This window comes from Pseudomonas izuensis (assembly GCF_009861505.1).
Lineage (GTDB): Bacteria > Pseudomonadota > Gammaproteobacteria > Pseudomonadales > Pseudomonadaceae > Aquipseudomonas > Aquipseudomonas izuensis.
The window spans coordinates 99335-119898 of record NZ_WTFT01000017.1; the positions used below are offsets into that span (position 1 = coordinate 99335).

The 20564-nt window shown below is 59.8% G+C and carries 20 protein-coding genes; 9 read left to right on the top strand and 11 right to left on the bottom strand.

The genetic code is table 11. The annotated features are described in order from the left end of the window. Positions 1–52: 52 nt before the first annotated feature. From GPL81_RS16990 to GPL81_RS17005, 4 genes are all read right to left on the bottom strand, one after another. Positions 53–1066 (bottom strand): alpha/beta hydrolase, encoded by a 1014-nt coding sequence (locus tag GPL81_RS16990; protein ID WP_160107666.1) that lies wholly within the window; start codon positions 1064–1066, stop codon positions 53–55. A 37-nt stretch (positions 1067–1103) separates the two neighbouring features. After that, complete coding sequence (locus GPL81_RS16995) at positions 1104–1523, bottom strand: organic hydroperoxide resistance protein (protein ID WP_150772566.1); 420 nt, start codon at positions 1521–1523, stop codon at positions 1104–1106. A 342-nt stretch (positions 1524–1865) separates the two neighbouring features. Beyond that, a complete protein-coding gene (locus GPL81_RS17000) occupies positions 1866–2327 on the bottom strand; it encodes a MarR family winged helix-turn-helix transcriptional regulator (protein WP_160107733.1) in 462 nt (153 codons plus the stop codon). A gap of 69 nt (positions 2328–2396) precedes the next feature. Continuing rightward, entirely contained in the window at positions 2397–3353 is a 957-nt protein-coding gene (locus tag GPL81_RS17005) for a LysR family transcriptional regulator (RefSeq protein WP_160107667.1), read from the bottom strand. 114 nt (positions 3354–3467) lie between these two features. Between GPL81_RS17005 and GPL81_RS17010 the strand changes: the two genes are divergently transcribed. Continuing rightward, positions 3468–4217 carry a sulfite exporter TauE/SafE family protein gene (locus GPL81_RS17010; RefSeq protein ID WP_160107668.1) on the top strand — a complete coding sequence of 250 codons (750 nt, stop codon included), beginning with the start codon at positions 3468–3470 and terminating at the stop codon, positions 4215–4217. On the opposite strand, the gene GPL81_RS17015 is transcribed toward GPL81_RS17010, so the two are convergent. After that, complete coding sequence (locus tag GPL81_RS17015; protein ID WP_160107669.1) at positions 4207–5061, bottom strand: LysR family transcriptional regulator; 855 nt, start codon at positions 5059–5061, stop codon at positions 4207–4209. The two genes, GPL81_RS17010 and GPL81_RS17015, sit on opposite strands and share 11 nt — an antisense overlap. A gap of 95 nt (positions 5062–5156) precedes the next feature. Here GPL81_RS17015 and GPL81_RS17020 point away from each other — a divergent pair, with 95 nt between their 5' ends. Both GPL81_RS17020 and GPL81_RS17025 read left to right on the top strand, forming a co-directional pair. Further along, the gene (locus GPL81_RS17020; RefSeq protein ID WP_096509770.1) at positions 5157–5372 is read left to right on the top strand and encodes a DUF1127 domain-containing protein; all 216 of its coding nucleotides are present in this window, start codon (positions 5157–5159) and stop codon (positions 5370–5372) included. Between the two features lie 64 nt (positions 5373–5436). After that, positions 5437–6666, top strand: a complete 1230-nt coding sequence (locus GPL81_RS17025) for a winged helix-turn-helix domain-containing protein (RefSeq protein ID WP_160107670.1) — start codon at positions 5437–5439, stop codon at positions 6664–6666. Positions 6667–6779: 113 nt separating this feature from the next. On the opposite strand, the gene GPL81_RS17030 is transcribed toward GPL81_RS17025, so the two are convergent. Further along, a complete protein-coding gene (locus GPL81_RS17030) occupies positions 6780–8126 on the bottom strand; it encodes a class II 3-deoxy-7-phosphoheptulonate synthase (RefSeq protein ID WP_160107671.1) in 1347 nt (448 codons plus the stop codon). Between the two features lie 164 nt (positions 8127–8290). On the opposite strand from GPL81_RS17030, the gene GPL81_RS17035 reads away from it, so the two are divergent. Then, a complete protein-coding gene (locus tag GPL81_RS17035; protein ID WP_160107672.1) occupies positions 8291–9046 on the top strand; it encodes a spermidine synthase in 756 nt (251 codons plus the stop codon). A 136-nt stretch (positions 9047–9182) separates the two neighbouring features. Here the strand turns inward: GPL81_RS17035 and GPL81_RS17040 are convergent, their stop codons facing one another. Next, positions 9183–9974, bottom strand: coding sequence for a crotonase/enoyl-CoA hydratase family protein (locus tag GPL81_RS17040; RefSeq protein ID WP_160107673.1), 792 nt, complete (start codon positions 9972–9974; stop codon positions 9183–9185). Positions 9975–10396: 422 nt separating this feature from the next. Here GPL81_RS17040 and GPL81_RS17045 point away from each other — a divergent pair, with 422 nt between their 5' ends. Further along, a complete protein-coding gene (locus GPL81_RS17045; RefSeq protein ID WP_096509775.1) occupies positions 10397–12070 on the top strand; it encodes a DEAD/DEAH box helicase in 1674 nt (557 codons plus the stop codon). Positions 12071–12225: 155 nt separating this feature from the next. Here the strand turns inward: GPL81_RS17045 and GPL81_RS17050 are convergent, their stop codons facing one another. Continuing rightward, entirely contained in the window at positions 12226–12993 is a 768-nt protein-coding gene (locus tag GPL81_RS17050) for a DODA-type extradiol aromatic ring-opening family dioxygenase (protein WP_160107674.1), read from the bottom strand. A gap of 103 nt (positions 12994–13096) precedes the next feature. Here GPL81_RS17050 and GPL81_RS17055 point away from each other — a divergent pair, with 103 nt between their 5' ends. Further along, the gene (locus GPL81_RS17055; RefSeq protein WP_160107675.1) at positions 13097–13753 is read left to right on the top strand and encodes a thiopurine S-methyltransferase; all 657 of its coding nucleotides are present in this window, start codon (positions 13097–13099) and stop codon (positions 13751–13753) included. Between the two features lie 186 nt (positions 13754–13939). Here GPL81_RS17055 and htpX read toward each other — a convergent pair whose 3' ends face one another. Together htpX and GPL81_RS17065 are read right to left on the bottom strand one after the other, a co-directional pair. Beyond that, a complete protein-coding gene (htpX, locus tag GPL81_RS17060; RefSeq protein ID WP_077044600.1) occupies positions 13940–14830 on the bottom strand; it encodes a protease HtpX in 891 nt (296 codons plus the stop codon). Between the two features lie 316 nt (positions 14831–15146). After that, positions 15147–16358, bottom strand: coding sequence for a pyridoxal phosphate-dependent aminotransferase (locus tag GPL81_RS17065; RefSeq protein WP_096509778.1), 1212 nt, complete (start codon positions 16356–16358; stop codon positions 15147–15149). Positions 16359–16584: 226 nt separating this feature from the next. On the opposite strand from GPL81_RS17065, the gene msrB reads away from it, so the two are divergent. The 3 genes from msrB to GPL81_RS17080 all read left to right on the top strand — a co-directional run bounded on the left by msrB (position 16585) and on the right by GPL81_RS17080 (position 18116). Beyond that, on the top strand, positions 16585–16980 hold the full coding sequence (msrB, locus tag GPL81_RS17070) for a peptide-methionine (R)-S-oxide reductase MsrB (protein WP_160107676.1): 396 nt from the start codon (positions 16585–16587) through the stop codon (positions 16978–16980). 192 nt (positions 16981–17172) lie between these two features. Beyond that, on the top strand, positions 17173–17658 hold the full coding sequence (locus GPL81_RS17075; RefSeq protein ID WP_008075665.1) for a glutathione peroxidase: 486 nt from the start codon (positions 17173–17175) through the stop codon (positions 17656–17658). Next, positions 17655–18116 (top strand): MarR family winged helix-turn-helix transcriptional regulator, encoded by a 462-nt coding sequence (locus tag GPL81_RS17080; protein WP_160107677.1) that lies wholly within the window; start codon positions 17655–17657, stop codon positions 18114–18116. Before GPL81_RS17075 ends, GPL81_RS17080 begins: the two co-directional genes overlap by 4 nt. Here GPL81_RS17080 and GPL81_RS17085 read toward each other — a convergent pair. Next, positions 18100–20463, bottom strand: a complete 2364-nt coding sequence (locus GPL81_RS17085) for a hybrid sensor histidine kinase/response regulator (protein ID WP_160107678.1) — start codon at positions 20461–20463, stop codon at positions 18100–18102. The genes GPL81_RS17080 and GPL81_RS17085 overlap by 17 nt on opposite strands. Between the last annotated feature and the right edge of the window lie 101 nt (positions 20464–20564).

Here is a 20564-nt window from a genome sequence, read left to right on the forward strand (position 1 = left end):
TGCGTTGTCTGGGCGCCCATCGCGAGCAGGCTCGCTCCTACAGGGGGGAGTGTTATTTCTTCAGGTGCTGCTTGAGCTCTTCGGACGCCTGCAACATCGCCGAACGCACCGCCGGCACCTGACTCACCACGTTGAGCAAACCGTAGTCGTGGATCAGGCCGTTATAGCGAACCGAGGTCACCGGTACGCCGGCTTCGTCCAGTTTGCGGGCGTAGGCTTCACCTTCATCACGCAGTACGTCAGCTCCAGCGGTTTGCACCAACGCAGGTGGCAGGCCCTTGAGTTGCGCAGGGGTTGCCCGCAATGGCGAGGCATAGATCTCGTTACGCTGCCTGGCGTCGGTGGTGTAGTTGTCCCAGAACCACTTCATCATGTTGCGGGTGAGGAAGTGCCCTTCGGCATACTGGTTATAGGAACCGGTGTCGAAGTTGGCATCGGTCACCGGCCACAGCAGCACCTGGAACTTGATTGCCGGGGTGCCTTTGTCTTTTGCCATCAATGCGACCACGGCCGCCATGTTGCCGCCGACACTGTTGCCGGCCACGGCCAGACGCTTGCCGTCGACGTTGATCTCTTTACCGTGCTCGGCCACCCATTGGGTCGCGGCATAAGCCTGATTGATCGCCACCGGATAATGCGCTTCCGGCGACGGCGTGTAGTTGACGAACACCGCTGCCGCCCCCGAACCCGCCACCAGGTCGCGAACCAGCCGCTCGTGGGTCGGGAAGTCTCCCAGTACCCAACCACCGCCGTGGAAAAACATGAACACCGGCAACTCGCCTTTGACCCCGGCCGGCCTGACGATGGTCAGGCTCAGCGGTTGGCCGTCGACCTGGATGGTCTTTTCGCTGACATCGGCTTTTGGCAGCGTCAGCTTCACCCCCGACTGCGCGCCTACCAGCACGGCGCGGGCATCTTTGGGCGTCAACTGCTCCATCGGTTTGCCGGTGCCGGCGTTCAACACATCGAGAAACGCCTGGGTGTTGTGTTCAACGTCGCCGGCGAATGCACTGTGGACGGACAGGGCGAGAAGGGTACCGGTCAAGACTTTGCTGAAAGTGTTCATGTTCATTTCCTGTTCGGGCCTGAGTGGACAAAAACGGTTAGACGGTCACGTGCAGGCGCACTTCGACGTTGCCGCGGGTGGCGTTGGAGTACGGGCAGACCTGGTGGGCCGCGTCGACCAGGGTTTGTGCATCGGCTTGTTCAAGGCCTGGCAGGCTGATGTGCAGGTCGATGTCCAGGCCGAAACCGCCAGGGATCTGGCCGATGCCGACATGGGCTGTGATCGAGGCGTCGTCCGGGATTTTGCGTTTGGTCTGGCTGGCGACGAACTTCAGTGCACCGATGAAGCAGGCGGAATAGCCGGCTGCGAACAGTTGCTCAGGGTTGGTTGCTGCGCCGCCGGCACCGCCGAGTTCTTTCGGGGTGGCGAGTTTGACGTCGAGAATGTTGTCGCTGGAAATCGCACGACCATCACGGCCGCCAGTGGAGGTTGCGATTGCGGTGTAGAGAGTTTGCATGGTGGAAGCCTCGTTCGGGGAATGTTTGTTTTGCGCTAAATGTTTGCGCGCTAAGTAAGTGCGAAATGAATGTATCGCGCTAATGTTTAGTGCGCAAGATAATTTTTTGAGAAAAATCGGCACAGGCGGATGGTGGATCTACCTGATCAGGTTGGAAGTATTGAATTAGAGCTGTTCAGGCAAGATTGTCGGCAGCAGGATTTTTTCACCGACGATGGAAACTGTAGGATCGAGCCTGCTCGCGAAAAACCTGAGCACACTGAGGTGAATCAGGTTTCCCGCGTTATCGTTGGCACCATCGCGAGCAGGGCTCGCTCCTACAGTGAGATGTGCGGGGGGAGGTCAGAGGCTGTCTTGCAGATGCCGGCGCAGCGCTTGCAGCTCCGCCTGCAACTTCTGCAGTCGTTCCAGCGTCATGCCGCTGGCGCCGAGGATGCACTGGGGAATGTCCCGCGCCTTGTCGCGCAGCGCCCGGCCTTGCTCGGTGAGTTCGACGATCACCACGCGCTCGTCTTCACGGCTGCGGGTGCGGCTGAGCACACCTTCGGCTTCCAGGCGTTTGAGCAGCGGCGTCAGCGAACCGGGGTCAGTCAACAATCGGGCGCTGATTTCGCCTACGGTCAAACCGTCCTGTTCCCACAGCACCATCATCGCCAGGTACTGTGGATAAGTCAGTCCCAACGCTTGTAACAAGGGTTTGTAGACCTTGGTCATCATCAGCGAAGTGGAGTGCAGGGCGAAGCAGGCCTGGTTGTCCAGCAGCAGGTCGTCGCAGTTGTCCGGGGTTTTGCGCTCGGTGGTCATTTCGAAGCCTTGATCGGTGGTCGTCATGAATCTAGCGGGCAAATCTTTAATGCACCAGACAATTCTAGACTAGTGGCGGTCCAGATGGGTTTGCAGCACCAGATCCCAGGGAGGGATCGGACTGAAACGGGTTTTCAGGTATTCCAGCAGCAGGCGGCTGCGGGCGTTGGGTTGCTGCTCCAGGCGCAAAGCATAGATCCCGGCGCTTTCCGGTTTGGGCAGGCCGCTTTCGCAGAACAAGGGCAATAGTTCGCCGCGCAATAAGTACTCGCTCGCCAGCCACGTTGGCAAGTGCGCGATACCCAGGCCAGCCAGCGCGCCGCAAACCAGGGCTTCGGCATTGTTGGCGCTCATGCGAATACGCGACGGGCGATGCAATTGCATCTGGCCATCCTGCTCGAAGCGCCAGGCAAAGGGCGGTGCCAGGCCGGCCCAATCGAGGCCATCGTGTTCAATCAGATGGGCCGGATCATTCGGCACGCCGCGACGTTGCAAATAATCGGGGCTGGCGCAGGCGATGCGCACCATGCTCGCCAGTGGCGTGGCCACGAGCCGCGTGTCGGCCAATTGACCGGCGCGCAGCACCAGATCGACCTTGCCCAGGTTCATGCCCTGCATGTCGACGAAACTGTCGATCAGTTGCAGTTGCACGTCGAGGCCGGGGTAGAGCATCAGAAAGTCGGCAATCACCGGCGCCAGATGCCGTCGACCAAACGCTGCCGGCGCATCCACCCGAATCAACCCCTCCGGGGCGCTGCTGAGGGACACGGCCTCGGCCCTGGCCAGGCGCAACTCCGCGACAATGCGCCGTGCGCGCTCGGCAAATGCCAGGCCCGCCGGGGTGGCCCTGACGGCGTGGGTACTGCGAATGAACAACTGGCTGCCGACGGCGCTTTCCAGGCTGTCGATACGCCGGGCCACCGCCGAGGGCGTCAGTGGGTGGCGGCGCGAAGCGGCGGAAAAACTGCCGGTTTCCAGCACGTCGAGGAACAGGCCGAGCTGGTCGGTCAGTTGATTGGGGTTCATGGTGCGCTCATTGCTTGTGCGAATTTGGCAAAGCCATTGTGCGTCGCTGTGCGTTTCCGCGCCAGAATCAACTGCGTAGGATCGAAGGCGTGATGTGACTGGGATAAAACGCTCGTGATTGAGTTTCTGATGTATCTGGTGTTTGGCGCGGCCTTGGGTACGCTCGGCGGGTTGTTCGGAATTGGCGGCGGTCTGATTGCCATTCCGCTGTTGGGTGTGCTGTTCGGTCTCGACCAACAGATTGCACAAGGCACGGCACTGGTGATGGTGGTGCCAAATGTGATGCTGGCACTGTGGCGTTATCAACAGCGCAACCGGATTGAATTGCGCCACGCGTTGCCACTCGCCACGATGGGATTCAGCTTCGCCTGGCTCGGTTCCCTGTGGGCGGTGGGCATTGATGCACAAACCATGCGCCTGGGGTTTGTCGGGTTCCTGATCGCCCTGTCGGCGCTCAACCTGGCACGTATGTTTACCGCCAGTGCGCCAGCAGCCTCACAAATGAATCACCCATGGCCGTGGCTGGGTGTACTCGGCGCGGCATCCGGCACCATGGGCGGCGTGTTTGGCGTGGGCGGTGCCGTGGTGGCGACGCCGGTACTGACCAGTGTATTTGGCACCAGTCAGGTGGTTGCGCAAGGTTTGTCGCTGGCGCTGGCATTGCCCAGCACGGGTGTCACGCTGGTCACTTATGCGGTGCATCACCAGGTGGACTGGATGATTGGCATTCCGTTGGCAACCGGCGGGTTGATGAGCATCAGTTGGGGCGTGAAAATTGCCCACGCGCTGCCGGAGCGCCTGTTGCGCGGACTGTTCTGTGGCTATCTGGTGTGCTGCGCGGTGACACTCGCCTTTAAAGTTTGAAGCCTTCGATGATGTGTTCGGCCAGGCACTCGGTGATCGGCGACGGGTTGTGCAGGTTGCGCACCAGCATGATGCTGGCTTCGGGCAACAAGGGCAGCCCTTCATCTTCGCCGAGGATGCGCATGTCCGGAGTTATCAGGCTTTCCAGTTGCGCGGTCACCGCCAGGCCGGCGCTGACCACCGCCATGATCGCCGACAGGCTGTCACTGTTGTAGGCCACCCGGTAATCGCGGCCTATGGCATCGAGCGCATTGCAGGCCCATAAGCGGCAGAAACAATCGCTGTTGAACATCGCCAGCGGCAACGGTGTGTTCTCGTGGGCGCTGTAGCACTGTGCTTCGGCCCAGACAAATCGCTCCTTGCGCAACAACTGGCCGATTTCACTGCCCGGTTCGCGGGTGACAATGGACAGGTCCAGGTCCTGACGCATCAGCAATTGTTTTGATGATTCGCAGTGCACCTCGATCTGGATCAGCGGGTAGGACTGGGCAAACCGGCGCAGAATCCCCGGCAGGAAACGCATCACATAGTCATCCGGCGTACCGATGCGCACCATGCCGACCATGTGCGGTTCGCGCAGGGTATTGAACACCTCGCTGTGCAGCTTGAGGATGCGCCGGGCATAGCCAAGCAACACCTGGCCTTCCGCCGTCAGCCGCACCTGGCGGCCGTCGCGCTGGAACAATTGCCGCTGCAACACATCTTCTTCCAGCCGTTTCATCTGCATGCTGACGGCGGACTGGGTGCGATTGACCTGTTCACCGGCGCGGGTAAACCCACCCTGGTCGGCGATGGCAACGAAGGTGCGCAGCACTTCGGTATCGATACTCGGGTAGGCCGACATTCATCAATCTCCGAGATATGTGACATCAGAAACATTCGTTGGATTGATCTTAAGCCTGGGGTGAGACTGAAGCCATCCAAACGGAGGGCAACAAGATGAAAGGTCAACATGAATATCCAGCCGTAGAAAAACACTCTCACCATCTGGTATCGGATCTGTTGCACAAGTTCAGCCGCTGGTATGAACTTCACCGGGAACGCGAGTTGTTGGCAAGCCTGAGTGACGAAGCGCTGAAAGACATCGGTATGAGCCGCGCGGACGTGGAGTTCGAGTCGGTCAAACCGTTCTGGAGCGACCCGATGCACAAATGAGTAGATCACAACTACACAAACCGACTTTCGGTGAGGTAGGTTGCGAGCAGACAAGGAGATGCTCATGCCCGCAACACAGTCCTTTTCCCTCAAACAGGCTCGGCGTCTGGCGCTGGCTGCCCAAGGATTCAACGGGCGCCAGCCGCCGGCGGCGATCAAACCGGTTCAACTCAACCGTCTGATCGAGCGGCTGGGCATTCTGCAGATCGATTCCGTCAATGCAGTGGTGCGTTCGCACTACCTTCCGCTGTTTTCCCGTCTCGGCAATTACTCATCCGACTTGCTCGACCAGGCCGCCTGGAGTCAGGGCCGGCGTCGCACCTTGTTCGAATACTGGGGTCATGAGGCCTCGTTGCTGCCCTTGTCGATGTACCCGTTGATGCGCTGGCGCATGCAACGTGCGACCCGGGGCGAAGATATCTATCAGCAACTGGCGCAATTCGGTCGTGAACAGCAGGACACGATTCGCCGGGTGCTGGCTAGCGTTCAGGAACAGGGCGCGCTGGGTGCGGGTAGTTTGTCGACGCGCCAGGAGCGGGCGGGGCCGTGGTGGGACTGGAGCGCGGAAAAGCATGCGCTGGAATGGTTGTTCGCCGCGGGTGAAGTGACCGTCGCCAGCCGGCGCGGATTCGAGCGGCTTTATGACCTGCCTGAACGGGTGATTCCTTCGGCGATTCTTGCGCAACCACTGTTGAGCGAGGCCCAGGCCCAGCGTGGTCTGTTGCTGCATGCCGCGACAGCTTTGGGGGTTGGGACCGAGAAGGACTTGCGTGACTATTTTCGCTTGAACCCCGCTGACAGTCGCCCGCGTCTTGATGAATTGGTCGAGGCGGGTGAGTTGCTCGTTTGCGAGGTCCGGGGCTGGCGGCAACCGGCGTATTGTCTGCCCGAGCCCAAGCTGCCACGCAAGGTCGCGGCCAGTGCGCTGCTTTCACCTTTCGACTCGCTGATTTGGGAACGCAGCCGCACCGAGCGCCTGTTCGATTTTCGCTATCGGCTGGAAATTTACACGCCGCAGGACAAACGGGTCTATGGCTATTACGTCCTGCCGTTCTTGCACAACGAACGGATCGCCGCGCGGGTTGATCTGCGCGCCGAACGGGCGGCGGGGCAGTTGGCGGTGCATGCGGTGCATGAGGAAGAGCCAGGGCTGGATGAGGACGGGATGCTGGCGTTGGCGGTCAATCTGCGGCGGATGGCGGATTGGTTGGGGTTGGAGCGGGTGCAGTTGAATTGCCCGCGGGCAAGTGCCGGGCGGTTGCGGGTGGCATTGGCCGAAATTGATGGTGCCTGAACCGGCGCCTTCGCGAGCAAGCTTTGCTCCCACAGGTTTGTGTCGTGCACACGGTCGGCGAACGACACAAAACCTGTGGGAGCAAAGCTTGCTCGCGATGGGCGTAGCACAATCTAGCGCCGAACTTGCTTCAGGGTTTCAGCAATCAGGAATGCCAGCTCCAGCGACTGGTCGGCATTCATCCGCGGGTCGCAATGGGTATGGTAACGATCTGACAAACCGTCCTCGGTTATCGGACGCGCGCCACCAATGCACTCGGTAACGTTCTGCCCGGTCATCTCGATGTGAATGCCACCGGCATAACTGCCTTCGGCTTCGTGCACCTGGAAGAACTGCTTCACTTCGCCGAGGATCTGCGCGAAGTCGCGGGTCTTGTAGCCGCTACTGGCCTTGATGGTGTTTCCGTGCATCGGGTCCGAACTCCACAGCACTTGCTTGCCTTCACGCTGCACGGCGCGAATGAGCTGCGGCAAGTGATCGCCGACCTTGTTCGCGCCCATCCGCGCAATCAGGTTCAGACGGCCAGGATCATTGTCCGGGTTAAGCACGTCGATCAGGCGGATCAGGTCTTCGGGGTTCATGCTCGGGCCGACCTTGACCCCGATCGGGTTATTCACCCCGCGCAGGAATTCGACGTGGGCACCGTCGAGCTGACGGGTGCGGTCGCCAATCCACAGCATATGGGCCGAGCAGTCGTAATAATCGTTGGTCAGGCTGTCGCGGCGCACGAAGGCTTCTTCGTAGTTCAACAACAGCGCTTCGTGGGCGGTGAAAAAACTGGTTTCGCGCAGTTGCGGCGAGCTGTCCATGCCGCAGGCGCGCATGAAGGCCAGGGTTTCATCGATGCGGTCGGCCAAGTGGCTGTATTTTTCCGCCAGGGCCGAGTTGGCGATGAAGTCCAGATTCCACTTGTGCACCTGATGCAGGTCGGCAAACCCGCCCTGGGCGAATGCGCGCAACAGGTTCAGGGTGGCGGTGGATTGGTGATAGGACTGCAGCAGGCGCTCCGGGTCCGGCACGCGGCTTTTTTCGTCGAAACCGATACCGTTGACGATATCGCCACGGTAGGCCGGCAGGGTCACGCCGTCGATCGTCTCATCGTTGGCCGAGCGGGGCTTGGCGAATTGCCCGGCCATGCGCCCGACCTTGACCACCGGGCAACCGGCCGCGAAGGTCATGACGATCGCCATTTGCAACAGCACCTTGAAGGTGTCGCGGATTTTCGCGGCGGAGAACTCGGCGAAGCTTTCCGCGCAGTCGCCGCCCTGTAACAGAAACGCGCGGCCCTGGGTCACCTCGGCAAACTGACGGCGCAATTCCCGGGCTTCACCGGCAAACACCAGCGGTGGATAGCTGGCCAGGGTTTGCTCGACATGCTGCAAATGCGCCGCGTCGGGGTATCGGGGTTGTTGCTGGATCGGCAAGGCGCGCCAGCTGTCAGGGCTCCAGGGTTGGCTCATCGCGGTCTCTAATGTTTTACGCTCGGACAACCATGTTATCAGCAATTAGTGCGTGACCTGTTCCCGAAGCTTGGCGGACAATCGCGCCTTTGCCGCACCCTGTTCGCGGTGTTATTGCGTTGCCGCTTTTTATATTGAAGGCATGGTGACGATCGGGAGACGAAATGACTGAGGAGCGCGTCGAGCATTTGCTCGCCGAGGTGCAGGACGAATTTGGCGTGATTCGTGTGCTGGAAGTGGCTGATTACCGTTTTCTCGAATTCGGTGATGCCATCGAGCAAAGCTGTGTGTTTACAGCCGACCCGAGTTGGCTCGAATACGATTACACCCGGGCGATGCTGATCGGTGCGCTGTGCCACGAACAGCCCGAAACCGCGCTGTTCCTCGGTCTCGGCGCGGGCACGCTGACCCAGGCCTGCCTCAAGTTCCTGCCGCTGGAAGATGTCGAGGCCATCGAACTGCGCCCCGATGTGCCGCGCCTGGCCATCGAATACCTGGGGCTGGATGACGATCCGCGCCTGTATATCCGCGTGGGTGATGCACTGGAACTGCTCGACACCGCCGAGCCGGCGGACCTGATTTTTGTCGACCTCTATACCGACGTGGGTCCGGGCGTTGGGCATCTGGCCTGGACCTTCCTGGAGAACTGCCAGAAACGCCTGAATCCGGGTGGATGGCTGGTGATCAATCAGTGGGCAACCGATGACGGCAAGCCATTGGGCGCCGCATTGCTGCGCGGGCTCTATCACCGGCATTACTGGGAGTTGCCGGTGAAGGAGGGCAACGTGATCCTGATCGTGCCTTCGGAGCTGGATCAGGAGCTGGACATGGACGGTCTGATCGCTCGCGCTGAAGCACTGGCGCCGCGGTTGGGGTATTCGTTGCAGTCGTTGATCAAGGCGATTCGCCCGGCGACTTGAGTGCTGTCTGGTTGGGCCTCATCGCGGGCAAGCCTTGCTCCCACAGGTTTTGTGTCGTTCACATTCTCTGTGGACGATGTAAAACCTGTGGGAGCAAGGCTTGCCCGCGATTGCGATATCAATGCCGACACAATTCTCAACAGCCTTTGAATACTCCGGGCCGCCGCTCCACCAGCGATCGCACCCCCTCTTGGGCATCCTCACTGCTCAGCAATTTCTTCACCAGCGCTGGCAACCCTTGGGCAGCAGCCGTTTCCCCTTCATAACGCGCCTGTCGCGCCGACATCAATGTGGCCTGAACCCCCAGCGGCGCCTGACGGGCAATGCGCTCGGCCAGCTCGATCGCCCTGGGCAGCAAATCCTCGCTGGCCATGACTTCCTGCACCAAGCCCAAGTGCAAGGCATCATGGGCGTCGAACTCATCGCCGGTCAGCATCCAGCGCATGGCATTGCCCCAGCCGGCCACTTGATGCAGGCGTAGCGTGGCACCGCCAAAGGGAAAGATGCCACGCTGTACTTCCATTTGCGCGAAGCGGGTATTGCTGGCGCACAAGTTGATATCGGCGGCCAGCATCAACTCGATGCCGATGGTCAGGCAGTAACCCTGGGCAGCGACGATCACCGGTTTGCTGACTCGGGGGCCGGCAAATACCCCCCATGGATCGCAGCCACCGGGCGGAGCCTGCCAGCCTTCGGTCAGCGCGGTGCTGGCATTCACCAGATCCAGACCGGCGGTGAAATGCTCGCCATGACCAAATACCACCGCCACCCGCGCCTCGCTGTCGGCCTCGAACTCGCCATAAGCCAGGCTTAGCTCGTTGAGCAGGTCGAGATCGAAGGCATTGCGTTTGGCGACCCGATCCAGGCCGATCAACAGGACATGACCGCGCTTTTCACGGCTCACACGGTGGGTGTCGAGCTCTTTCATGAGGGCATTTCCTCGAGCGGGAAGGGGAGTCGGACCGACGGTCCGCGTGTTCAAGGTGAACCGTTTTAGCGCCATGACCCGCAGGGCCGGGCCTTTGAAAAATAGACGCTTGCACGATTATCCGCAAAGCCTGTGACAGAACGCTGTACGCGGCAGTTTTACGTTAAAAAAAGGCTCCCTTTTTCGGCAAATTCCGGTATAGTGCGCGCCGGCCTTTAGCCGGGCCGCGTTTAGGTGGAGCAATTACCCGAAGTCAGCTTCGGTTGCACGTCCGTACAGCGGACTCTTCCTTAACGATTCTTTTCATTCATTCGTTTTCGCAAATCCCCGCCGACAAAGCTGCCAGGGCGACTCTTGAGTCTCAACACGGCATGCGCAGCTTTGGAGCATGGGTCTTTGCGGATGCACTTAGAGGCAGACCCATGACCCAGGAAATCGGCGGCTTCGCCGCTCTTGAACTTCATCCCAATATTGTCGCTGCAGTAGTCGCTACCGGCTATGAAGAGCCTTCGGCCATTCAGCAGCAGTCGATCCCGATCATTCTCGCCGGTCACGATATGATTGGTCAGGCGCAAACCGGTACCGGTAAAACCGCTGCCTTTGCCCTGCCTATCCTGCACCGCATTGATCCGTCCAAGCGCGAGCCGCAAGCTCTGATCCTGGCCCCAACTCGTGAGTTGGCGCTACAAGTTGCAACCGCTTTCGAAACCTACGCCAAGCAAATGCCGGGCGTAACTGTTGTGGCTGTCTACGGCGGCGCGCCGATGGGCCCACAATTGAAAGCAATCCGTAATGGCGCACAGATCGTTGTCGCCACTCCGGGCCGTCTGTGCGACCACCTGCGTCGCGACGAAAAAGTGCTGGCGACCGTGAACCACCTGGTTCTCGACGAAGCAGACGAAATGCTCAAGCTGGGCTTCATGGACGACCTGGAAGTTATCTTCAAGGCCATGCCGGAAACCCGTCAGACCGTATTGTTCTCGGCCACCTTGCCGCAATCGATCCGTGCCATCGCCGAACGCCACCTGCGCGATCCGAAGCACGTGAAGATCCAGAGCAAGACCCAGACCGTTACCGCGATCGAACAGGCTCACCTGTTGGTTCACGCTGACCAGAAGACTTCTGCCGTTCTCAGCTTGCTGGAAGTGGAAGATTTCGACGCGCTGATCATGTTCGTGCGCACCAAGCAAGCAACCCTGGACCTGGCCAGCGCCCTGGAAGCCAAAGGCTACAAAGCCGCTGCGCTGAACGGTGACATTGCCCAGAACCAGCGTGAGCGCGTGATCGACTCCCTCAAGGATGGCCGTCTGGACATCGTTGTGGCAACCGACGTTGCTGCTCGTGGCCTGGACGTACCGCGCATCACTCACGTATTCAACGTTGACATGCCGTACGACCCGGAATCCTACGTTCACCGTATCGGCCGTACCGGCCGTGCCGGTCGCGAAGGCCGTGCGCTGTTGCTGGTGACTCCACGTGAGCGCCGCATGCTGCAAGTGATCGAGCGTGTAACCGGTCAGAAGGTTGCTGAAGTTCGCCTGCCGGACGCTCAAGCCGTTCTGGATGCACGCATCAAGAAGCTGACCAACAGCCTGTCGCCGCTGGTGGCCGATGCCGAATCGACTCACGGTGATCTGCTGGATCGCCTGACCGCCGACATCGGTTGCAGCCCGCGTGCCCTGGCCGCAGCCCTGCTGCGCAAGGCTACCAACGGTCAAGCGCTGAACCTGGCTGCTATCGAGAAAGAGCGTCCACTGGTGCCGAACAACGCACCGCGTGGCGATCGTCCAGAGCGTTCCGGTGATCGTCCTGACCGTGGTGACCGTGAGCGTCGCGCTCCGATCCCGTTGGCCGAAGGTCGTGCCCGTTGCCGTACCGCGCTGGGTGCGCGTGACGGTATCGCTGCCAAGAACCTGCTGGGCGCCATCCTCAATGAAGGTGGTCTGGCCCGTGAAGCCATCGGTCGCATCCAGGTGCGCGACAGCTTCAGCCTCGTCGAGCTGCCGGAAGATGGTCTGGAGCGTCTGCTGACCAAACTGAAGGACACTCGCGTTGCCGGTAAGCAGTTGAAGCTGCGTCGCTATCGCGAAGATTGATCCGCTTTCGGGCTGATTGATCGAACATAAAAAATCCCCGACTAGTTCGGGGATTTTTTTTGCCTGTAACAAAGATCGCAGCCTGCGGCAGCTCCTACATCGAGTTGTATTTCTTTGTAGGAGCTGCCGCAGGCTGCGATCCTTTGAACTTCAAGTCAGCCGAAGCGGTAGATATCCATACCCAGCGCCCCCATCGTGAAGCCTTTGTGGGCAACGCTGAAATCTCCCCCGGCACCGCGGGCAAAGTACAGCGGAAGCAGGTGTTCATCGCTGGGATGGTTGCGCACGGCGTTCGGTGCCTGTTGACGATAATCGTGCAAAACCGTTTCGTCGTTGGCCTCAAGTTTTTCGATCATCCAGTCGCGAAATGCCTGCGCCCAGGGTTCGACGCTCTCAGGGCCGGCATGCCAGTCCAGTTCCCGCAGGTTGTGGGTAATACTGCCGGAGCCGATCAACAGCACACCCTGTTCGCGCAAGCTGGCCAGGGCATGGCCGACGCGGGTTTGCAGGACGGGACCGCCACGGGTTGGCAGGGAAACCTGGACGATCGGAATATCGGCCTGCGGATACATCAATGACAAGGGCACCCAGACGCCGTGGTCAAACGGCCGCTGGGTGTCGCTGCGTGCGGGAAGGTCGGCTGCGTTCAACAGCTCGACAACCTCGGCCGCCAGCCTGGGATCGCCGGGTGCCGGATATTGCACTTCGAACAGCGCCTTTGGAAAACCACCGAAGTCATGCCAGGTTTCGGGCCGGGGATTGGCGCTGACCAAGAGTTCATGACTTTCCCAGTGCGCCGAAACAATCACGATGGCTTTGGGCTTGGGCATTTCTGCCGCCAGGCGAGCGAGGGCCGGCCCGCTGGCGCCGGGTTCCAGGGCCAGCATCGGGGAGCCATGGGATATGTACAGGCTGGGGAACATGAATGAGCTCCTGAGAGTTAAGATGGCACCATCTTCAGTCAGATCATTGATCTAAATCTAATATAAGTTTTAGGGTGTTTTGATCGAATTTTCGGGGTTATTTATGCAGCCGGAGTTTTGGCACAAGAAGTGGGCGTCGAATCAGATCGGCTTTCATCTGCCGCAGGTGAACGGTCATCTGAAACGGTTCTGGCCACAGCTGGGTCTGGAGGAAGGTTCGCGGGTGCTGGTGCCGTTGTGCGGCAAGAGCCTGGATTTGTTATGGCTGGCTCACCAAGGGCATGAAGTCCTGGGCATAGAGTTGTCGGAAAAAGCCGTGGAGGATTTCTTCGCAGAGCATGGTTTCGATCCCGCCATCAGCGAGCAGGGACCATTCAAGGTCTATCGCGCCGGTTCGATTGAACTGTGGTGCGGTGATTTCTTCTCCCTGAGTGCCGGTGATGTGGCGGATTGCTCCGCGCTTTATGATCGCGCGGCGCTGATTGCGTTGCCGCCGGCGATGCGGGAGCGCTATGCCGAACATTTGAAACGAATATTGCCCAGGCAGTCCCTCGGGTTATTGATCACCCTGGATTACGATCAGGCACAAATGTCCGGGCCACCATTCGCCGTGCTCGACGATGAAGTGCAGCGGTTGTACGGGGCTGCGTGGGGGTTGAAGATCCTGGAGGATCGGGATGTCTTGAGCGAGAGCGGGAAATTTCTGGAGGCGGGTGTTACGCGGCTTGAGGAGCGGGTGTATCGGGTTTCCAGCCGCTGATTTGTAGCGACCCTTAGGTCCCCTTCGCGGGCAAGCCCGCTCCCACAGGTCATGTGCCAATCATGAGATCGCGCGTTTCCTGTGGGAGCGGGCTTGCCCGCGAAGAGGCCCTGAAAATCAATGCGATATTCAAACGGAAAAAAAGGCCCGCATTACTGCGGGCCTTCTTGTTTGCCTTGGAAGCACTCAACCCCGACGACGAGCCAGTGCGTCGATACGCTCTTCCAGCGGTGGATGGCTCATGAACATGCGAGCGAAGCCCTGTTTGAGGCCACCGTTGATGCCGAAGGCATTCAGTGTGTCAGGCATATGCACCGGCAGGCCTTGCTCTGCACGCAGGCGTTGCAGCGCACCGATCATCGCGGCAGTACCGGCCAGGTTTGCCCCGGCTTCGTCGGCACGAAATTCCCGTTTGCGCGAGAACCACATGACGATGGCGCTGGCCAGGATACCCAGGACCAGTTCGGCGAAAATGGTCGCCACGTAGTAAGCGATGCCCTGGCCTTCTTCGTTCTTGAAGATCACCTTGTCGACAAAGTTGCCGATGATCCGTGCGAAGAACATCACGAAGGTGTTCACCACGCCCTGGATCAGCGCCAGGGTCACCATGTCGCCATTGGCCACATGACCGATTTCGTGAGCCAGAACGGCCTTCACTTCATCCGGCGAGAAACGCTCCAGCAAGCCCTGGCTGACCGCGACGAGTGCGTCGTTCTTGTTCCAGCCGGTGGCGAACGCGTTCGCTTCGTAGGCCGGGAAAATCCCGACTTCGGGCATCTTGATCCCGGCTTCACGGGACAGTTGCTCGACGGTTTGCAGCAGCCATTGCTCGTGGCGAGTACGTGGCTGGGTAATGATCTGGGTGCTGGTGCTCATCTTCGCCATCCACTTGGAGATGAACAGCGAGAACAGGGAACCGGCGAAACCAAAGACCGCACAGAAAATCAGCAGCTGATTGAGGTTGAGATCAACCCCATTGGCCGCCATGAACCCGTTGAAGCCGAAAAGGCTTAGCGTGATGCTGGCAATCAGCACGACCGCCAGGTTAGTGGCCAAAAACAGCAGGATGCGCATCATGGTTGTAGAAATCTCCTTATGCTAAAGATGTAGCGTACTGCGGGGTATATAAGGTGCTGCACTGGGGTATTCAACCAGGTGACTATTTCAAACTGTGTCCTACGGCAATAGCTTAGCTGCTTGCAGGGCATTTCCGACGTTGTACTGGGAAGTGTTTGTAAGACTTGTGGGCATTGCAGCGCCCGCTGTTGTTAGGCGAGAGCAGGCCGTGTGTGGTTGGTCGGGAAACGAGATGACTGTATTCGGCAGGGCGTAAACATGTGTTGCTGAATGAATCACCGTGCGACGCGTGTGGGCGTCGCACGGTGATGGCTATTTACTGGCGATAGGTTTTGAGGAAGTTGCCGATGCGCCCGATAGCCATGTCCAGGTCATCGACCCGTGGCAGGGTCACGACGCGGAAGTGGTCCGGCCACGGCCAGTTGAAGGCCGTGCCTTGCACCACCAGCAGCTTCTCGGAGAGCAGCAGGTCCAGGACGAATTTTTCGTCGTTATGGATCGGACAGACTTTCGGATCGATGCGCGGGAACGCATACAGCGCGCCCATCGGCTTGACGCAGCTCACGCCGGGAATGTCATTGAGCAGTTCCCAGGTGCGGTTGCGCTGTTCCAGCAGGCGCCCGGGCGGCAGCACCAGATCGTTGATGCTCTGATAACCACCCAGCGCGGTCTGGATCGCATGCTGGCTCGGCACGTTGGCACACAGACGCATGTTGGCCAGCATGTCGATGCCTTCGATGTAGCTCTGGGCATGGTGTTTCGGGCCGGAAATGGCGATCCAGCCGGAGCGGAAACCGGCGACGCGATAGGACTTGGACAGGCCATTGAAGGTCAGGCACAGCAAGTCCGGCGCCAGGGAGGCGGTGCAGATGTGCACGGCATCGTCGTACAGGATCTTGTCGTAGATTTCGTCGGAGAACACCACCAGATTGTGCTGGCGGGCCAGTTCCAGCATGCCCAGCAGGACTTCTTTGGAGTACACCGCGCCAGTCGGGTTGTTCGGATTGATGATCACCAGTGCCTTGGTGTTCGGGGTGATCTTGGCCTTGATATCCGCCAGGTCCGGCCACCAGTTGGCCTGCTCGTCGCACAGGTAGTGCACCGGATTACCACCCGACAGGCTCACTGCCGCGGTCCACAGCGGGTAGTCCGGGGCCGGTACCAGCACTTCGTCGCCGTTGTTGAGCAGAGCCTGCATCGACATCACGATCAGCTCGGAAACACCATTGCCCAGGTAGATGTCTTCTATGCCGACGCCTTCCACCTGCTTTTGCTGGTAGTACTGCATCACGGCCTTGCGCGCGCTGAACAGGCCCTTGGAATCACTGTAACCCTGGGCGGTCGGCAAGTTGCGGATGACGTCCTGGAGGATTTCATCCGGCGCTTCGAAACCAAAGGGCGCCGGGTTGCCGATGTTCAGCTTGAGGATGCGATGGCCTTCCTCTTCCAGGCGTTTGGCGTGCTTGAGCACCGGGCCGCGAATGTCGTAGCAGACGTTGGCGAGCTTGTTCGATTTGCTGACCTGCATGGCGATGTGTTCCCGAAAATGAACGATCCAGGCGGCGTGTGAACAACCGTACTGGGAATCCTGCGTAATCACACAGGCCTGACGCCTTGAGAGGCAGCATCCATAAATCCGTTTGAATGCGCGTGGTCTGGCTGCCAGACTGGCGTTTGACGAGGCGCAATCATACGTGCCGCCTGATCCGTGGAAAAGGTACAGATCGGGCTTTTTCAGCCGCCGAGGTGTGATGATGGAAAAGTTGGAAAAAACCCTGGAAGAATGGAAAGCCATGCTCGATCCCGAGCAGTACAACGTGTGCCGGCTCAAGGGCACCGAACGCCCGTTCTCCGGCAAATACAACGACAGCAAGGTCGACGGCATTTTCCACTGCATCTGCTGTAACGAGCCGCTGTTCGATTCCAGAACCAAATTTGATTCCGGATGCGGCTGGCCGAGTTTCTATGCGCCGATCGGCGACAGCGCCATGGTCGAGATTCGCGACACCAGCCACGGCATGATCCGCACCGAAGTGGTCTGCGCCAAATGCGATGCGCACCTGGGGCATGTGTTCCCCGATGGCCCGCCACCCACCGGCCTGCGTTACTGCATCAACTCGGTGTGCCTGGACCTGGTACCGCGCGCGTGATGCCTACCCTGTAGGAGCGAGCCTGCTCGCGATGGACTTGAGGGCAGCACGGGGCACCAGGCTTCCCGCGTTATCGTTGACGACCATCGCGAGCAGGCTCGCTCCTACAGGGGGGGGTCCGATAATTTAAATTGCACACAATTCAATTGCTCGCTATGTTTAGCGCATCTTCCCGAATCCGGAGCCTTCATCATGAGCGACAACCTGCTGAGCATCCCGTGCACCACCATCAAAGGTGAGCAAAAGACCCTGGCGGATTTCGCCGGCAAAGCCGTTCTGGTGGTCAACACCGCCAGCAAATGCGGTTTCACCCCGCAGTACAAAGGGCTGGAGGAGTTGTGGCAGACCTATAAGGACCAAGGCCTGGTGGTGCTGGGCTTTCCCTGCAATCAATTCGGCAAGCAGGAGCCGGGTAACGAAGGCGCGATCAGCGAGTTCTGCGAGTTGAACTACGGTGTCAGTTTCCCGCTGTTCAAAAAGATCGAGGTCAACGGCGCCGGCGCCCATCCGTTGTTCGTGCAATTGAAAAAGCGGGCACCGGGCGTGCTAGGTTCCCAAGGCATCAAGTGGAACTTCACCAAGTTCCTGATCGGCAAGGACGGCAAGCTGGTCAAGCGTTTCGCCCCGGCGACCAAACCACAGGACCTGAGCCGCGAGATCGAAGCCCTGCTCAAATGAACACCTTGTCCGTCGACTCCCTGAACCTCGACAGCCAGCTCTGCTTCAAGCTGTACGCCGCTTCCCGGGCGGTGATCCGTGCCTATAAGCCGATGCTCGATCAACTGGGCCTTACCTACCCGCAATACCTGGCGATGCTGGTGTTGTGGGAATGGCAGGAAACAGCGCCGGAGCAGCCGACCGTAAAGGCCCTGGGTGAGCGCCTGGCGCTGGACTCCGGCACGCTGACGCCGTTGCTCAAGCGTCTTGAGCAATTGCAGCTGGTGCAGCGTCAGCGTTCGGCCCGGGATGAGCGTGAGGTGCACTTGAGTCTGTCGCCGACCGGCCTGGCACTGCGCGATCAGGTCGGACCGCTGAAGGCTCGACTGTTGTGCGACAGCGGCGTGGATCTGGATCGCCTGAATCAGTTGCGCGATGGCCTGGATCACCTGTTGGGGCAAATCAAGGCACTGTCGTAACGGGTATCCAGATATCCAGCAGCGCGACCAACTCTTCCCGGCGGAAAGGTTTGGCCAGGTAGTCGCTCATGCCCGCCGCACGGCAACGTTCGCGCTCTTCGGACATGGCGTTGGCGGTCAGGGCGACGATGGGCAATTGCGGCCAGCGTCCGCTGCGGCGTATTTGCCGACTGGCTTCATAGCCGTCCATCACCGGCATGTTGCAGTCCATCAACACCAGATCGAACTCGCTGCCCTCCAACTGATCCAGCGCCTCGACACCATGGGCGGCGACGATCACTTCGCACCCGAGTTTGCCGAGCATGCCCTTGGCCACCAGTTGATTGACCGGATTGTCCTCGACCAGCAGCACCCGCGCGCGGCGTTGTGGGGATTGCGCATCGATCCGGATGTCGCCAATGGCGGCGATTTCAGGTTGCAGGACGCGGCGCAGGTTCTGGTGCAGCGCATTGCGTGCCAAGGGGCGGGCCTGCTGCTGCAAGGGGGCGAGGGCATTGACTTGTTCGCTGGGCATGAAGTTGCCATAAGCGGTCACCAGCAAAATCGGCGCGGTGAAGGTGGGGCGCAGGTTAAACAAGCATTCCGGGCAATCGGTAATCAGCATGTCGAAATCCAGGCCGATCAACGGGTCGTCGATGGCGCGCTGCTGATAGTCCACTCCCCAGCCAGGTAACACGCTGCCCAGCAGTTCCGCCAGGCCGCTACTGGCGGCGGTAATGGCGATGACCTTGCCCTTCAAAGACGGCGGTACGAGGGTCCGGGTGTGCCGGGGCAGTGGCAGTTGCGCGCAGAATTGGCTGCCGAAACCCGCTTCCGAGCTGATGGTGAGGCGCCCTTGCATGGCTTCGCAAAGGTTGTAGGTCAGCGCCAGGCCCAATCCGGTGCCGCCGAATTGCCGGGTAATTCCGGCACCGGCCTGGGTAAAGGGTTGGAAGATCTTTACCTGAGCGTCCTGGGGAATACCGATGCCCGTGTCACAGACCTCGATTCTGACGCCATCGCCGGCGGTCGACAGGCGCACATCGACCCGCCCGAAACGGGTGAACTTGAGGGCGTTGGACAGCAGGTTACTGACGATCTGCCGGACCCGGGTCGGATCGCCGAGTACCAGTGCCGGAAAATGCGGATCGATCAGGCAGGTCAGCTCGACACTCGGTGCCGCGTTTTGTGACAGCAAGTTGGCGGTGTCTTCGATCAGCGAGGCCAGGTCGAACGGGATGTGTTCGAGCTCAAGCTGGCCGGCATCGAATTTCGACAGATCCAGAATATCGTTGAGCAATTCCACCAACACCTTGCCCGAGTCATGGGCAATGGACAGCTGTTGCTGTTGCTCGGCAGTCAGGGGGCCGTCAAGCGACAGCGCAATCATCCCCAGCAGGCCATTGAGGGGCGTGCGGATTTCGTGGCTCATGTTGGCCAGGAATACCGAACGCGCTTCGGCCATGTCCAGGGCAGTACTGCGGGCGACTTCCAGTTCTTCATTGGATTGGCTCAGGCGGGTGTTGATCGCCTTGAGTTCGGCGGTGCGCGCCGACACGATGTTTTCCAGTTGGCTGAGGTAGTCGGTGAGGCGGTTTTCCGCGTTGCGCCGCTGCTGGATTTCGGTGGCGACATTTTCGAATTGCTGGTTGGCGACTTTCACCAGCACGCCGATTTCGTCGTTGGCGTGTCCGGCCGGGCATTCCAGGGTAGTGGGTTCAATGCTGCGCGAATCGCGGCCGCTGAGCTCACGGATTACCCGCACCAAGGGTTTGGTCAGCATCACATAAAACAGCGCCAGCAGCAGGCCGGTCAGGATCAGGCTGCGGGCGAAGCCGTTGAGCAAGGTCACTTCGGCGCGACGCAGGAACCGATAACCGAATGAGTAGGTGTCGACGTCCAGTTGCAGCGTGCCGAGGGATTCACCTGGCAAATGGTCCAGATAAAGGCGGTCCTCGAACTGCCGGTCGGCACCGAACAGCAGATCGCTGAGCACGCGATAGCCGCTTTGCAGGCCGGGGCGCTTGACGTTGGCCAGCACGTTACCGTTGTTGTCGGTCAGCCTGGCGCCGATGATCGCCGGCGAGCGCAGCAGGCCCAGGGTCAATTCCTGAGCGAGTTCGGCGTCGATGTTGTAGGCGATGCGTGAGGCAGGGTTGTGGCTGATTTCCAGCAAAGACAGGATTTCACGGTTGATGGAGGCGTCTTCGCTGGCATAATCGATGCCTATTTGCAGCAGACTGAGCAGCGTGCCCAGAATAAAACCGACCAGCACGGTCAGCCGGGCTTGTTTGTAAGACAGCCGGTTGGTGAACTTGATATCCATGGGGTGTTGGATCACTTTCGTTTCCCTTCGCTGCTCAAGCATAGCCGATGCATGGATGCCGATGTTCTCGCGAGTCTCTGTATCGGTGCTGATCCCGGTCTTGGAGCTCTATGTTCTGTCGCTGTATCGCCATCATTACTGTG

What these genes read in the sequence shown, in the direction of transcription:
- GPL81_RS17055 (WP_160107675.1), top strand. Translation starts at nt 13,097, where the DNA reads ATGCAGCCGGAGTTTTGGCACAAGAAGTGGGCGTCGAATCAGATCGGC.
- GPL81_RS17035 (WP_160107672.1), top strand. Translation starts at nt 8,291, where the DNA reads ATGACTGAGGAGCGCGTCGAGCATTTGCTCGCCGAGGTGCAGGACGAA.
- GPL81_RS17005 (WP_160107667.1), bottom strand. Translation starts at nt 3,353, where the DNA reads ATGAACCCCAATCAACTGACCGACCAGCTCGGCCTGTTCCTCGACGTG.
- GPL81_RS17030 (WP_160107671.1), bottom strand. Translation starts at nt 8,126, where the DNA reads ATGAGCCAACCCTGGAGCCCTGACAGCTGGCGCGCCTTGCCGATCCAG.
- msrB (WP_160107676.1), top strand. Translation starts at nt 16,585, where the DNA reads ATGGAAAAGTTGGAAAAAACCCTGGAAGAATGGAAAGCCATGCTCGAT.
- GPL81_RS17040 (WP_160107673.1), bottom strand. Translation starts at nt 9,974, where the DNA reads ATGAAAGAGCTCGACACCCACCGTGTGAGCCGTGAAAAGCGCGGTCAT.
- GPL81_RS16990 (WP_160107666.1), bottom strand. Translation starts at nt 1,066, where the DNA reads ATGAACACTTTCAGCAAAGTCTTGACCGGTACCCTTCTCGCCCTGTCC.
- htpX (WP_077044600.1), bottom strand. Translation starts at nt 14,830, where the DNA reads ATGATGCGCATCCTGCTGTTTTTGGCCACTAACCTGGCGGTCGTGCTG.
- GPL81_RS17015 (WP_160107669.1), bottom strand. Translation starts at nt 5,061, where the DNA reads ATGTCGGCCTACCCGAGTATCGATACCGAAGTGCTGCGCACCTTCGTT.
- GPL81_RS17045 (WP_096509775.1), top strand. Translation starts at nt 10,397, where the DNA reads ATGACCCAGGAAATCGGCGGCTTCGCCGCTCTTGAACTTCATCCCAAT.
- GPL81_RS17020 (WP_096509770.1), top strand. Translation starts at nt 5,157, where the DNA reads ATGAAAGGTCAACATGAATATCCAGCCGTAGAAAAACACTCTCACCAT.
- GPL81_RS17050 (WP_160107674.1), bottom strand. Translation starts at nt 12,993, where the DNA reads ATGTTCCCCAGCCTGTACATATCCCATGGCTCCCCGATGCTGGCCCTG.
- GPL81_RS16995 (WP_150772566.1), bottom strand. Translation starts at nt 1,523, where the DNA reads ATGCAAACTCTCTACACCGCAATCGCAACCTCCACTGGCGGCCGTGAT.
- GPL81_RS17025 (WP_160107670.1), top strand. Translation starts at nt 5,437, where the DNA reads ATGCCCGCAACACAGTCCTTTTCCCTCAAACAGGCTCGGCGTCTGGCG.
- GPL81_RS17065 (WP_096509778.1), bottom strand. Translation starts at nt 16,358, where the DNA reads ATGCAGGTCAGCAAATCGAACAAGCTCGCCAACGTCTGCTACGACATT.
- GPL81_RS17000 (WP_160107733.1), bottom strand. Translation starts at nt 2,327, where the DNA reads ATGACCACCGAGCGCAAAACCCCGGACAACTGCGACGACCTGCTGCTG.
- GPL81_RS17075 (WP_008075665.1), top strand. Translation starts at nt 17,173, where the DNA reads ATGAGCGACAACCTGCTGAGCATCCCGTGCACCACCATCAAAGGTGAG.
- GPL81_RS17080 (WP_160107677.1), top strand. Translation starts at nt 17,655, where the DNA reads ATGAACACCTTGTCCGTCGACTCCCTGAACCTCGACAGCCAGCTCTGC.
- GPL81_RS17085 (WP_160107678.1), bottom strand. Translation starts at nt 20,463, where the DNA reads ATGCTTGAGCAGCGAAGGGAAACGAAAGTGATCCAACACCCCATGGAT.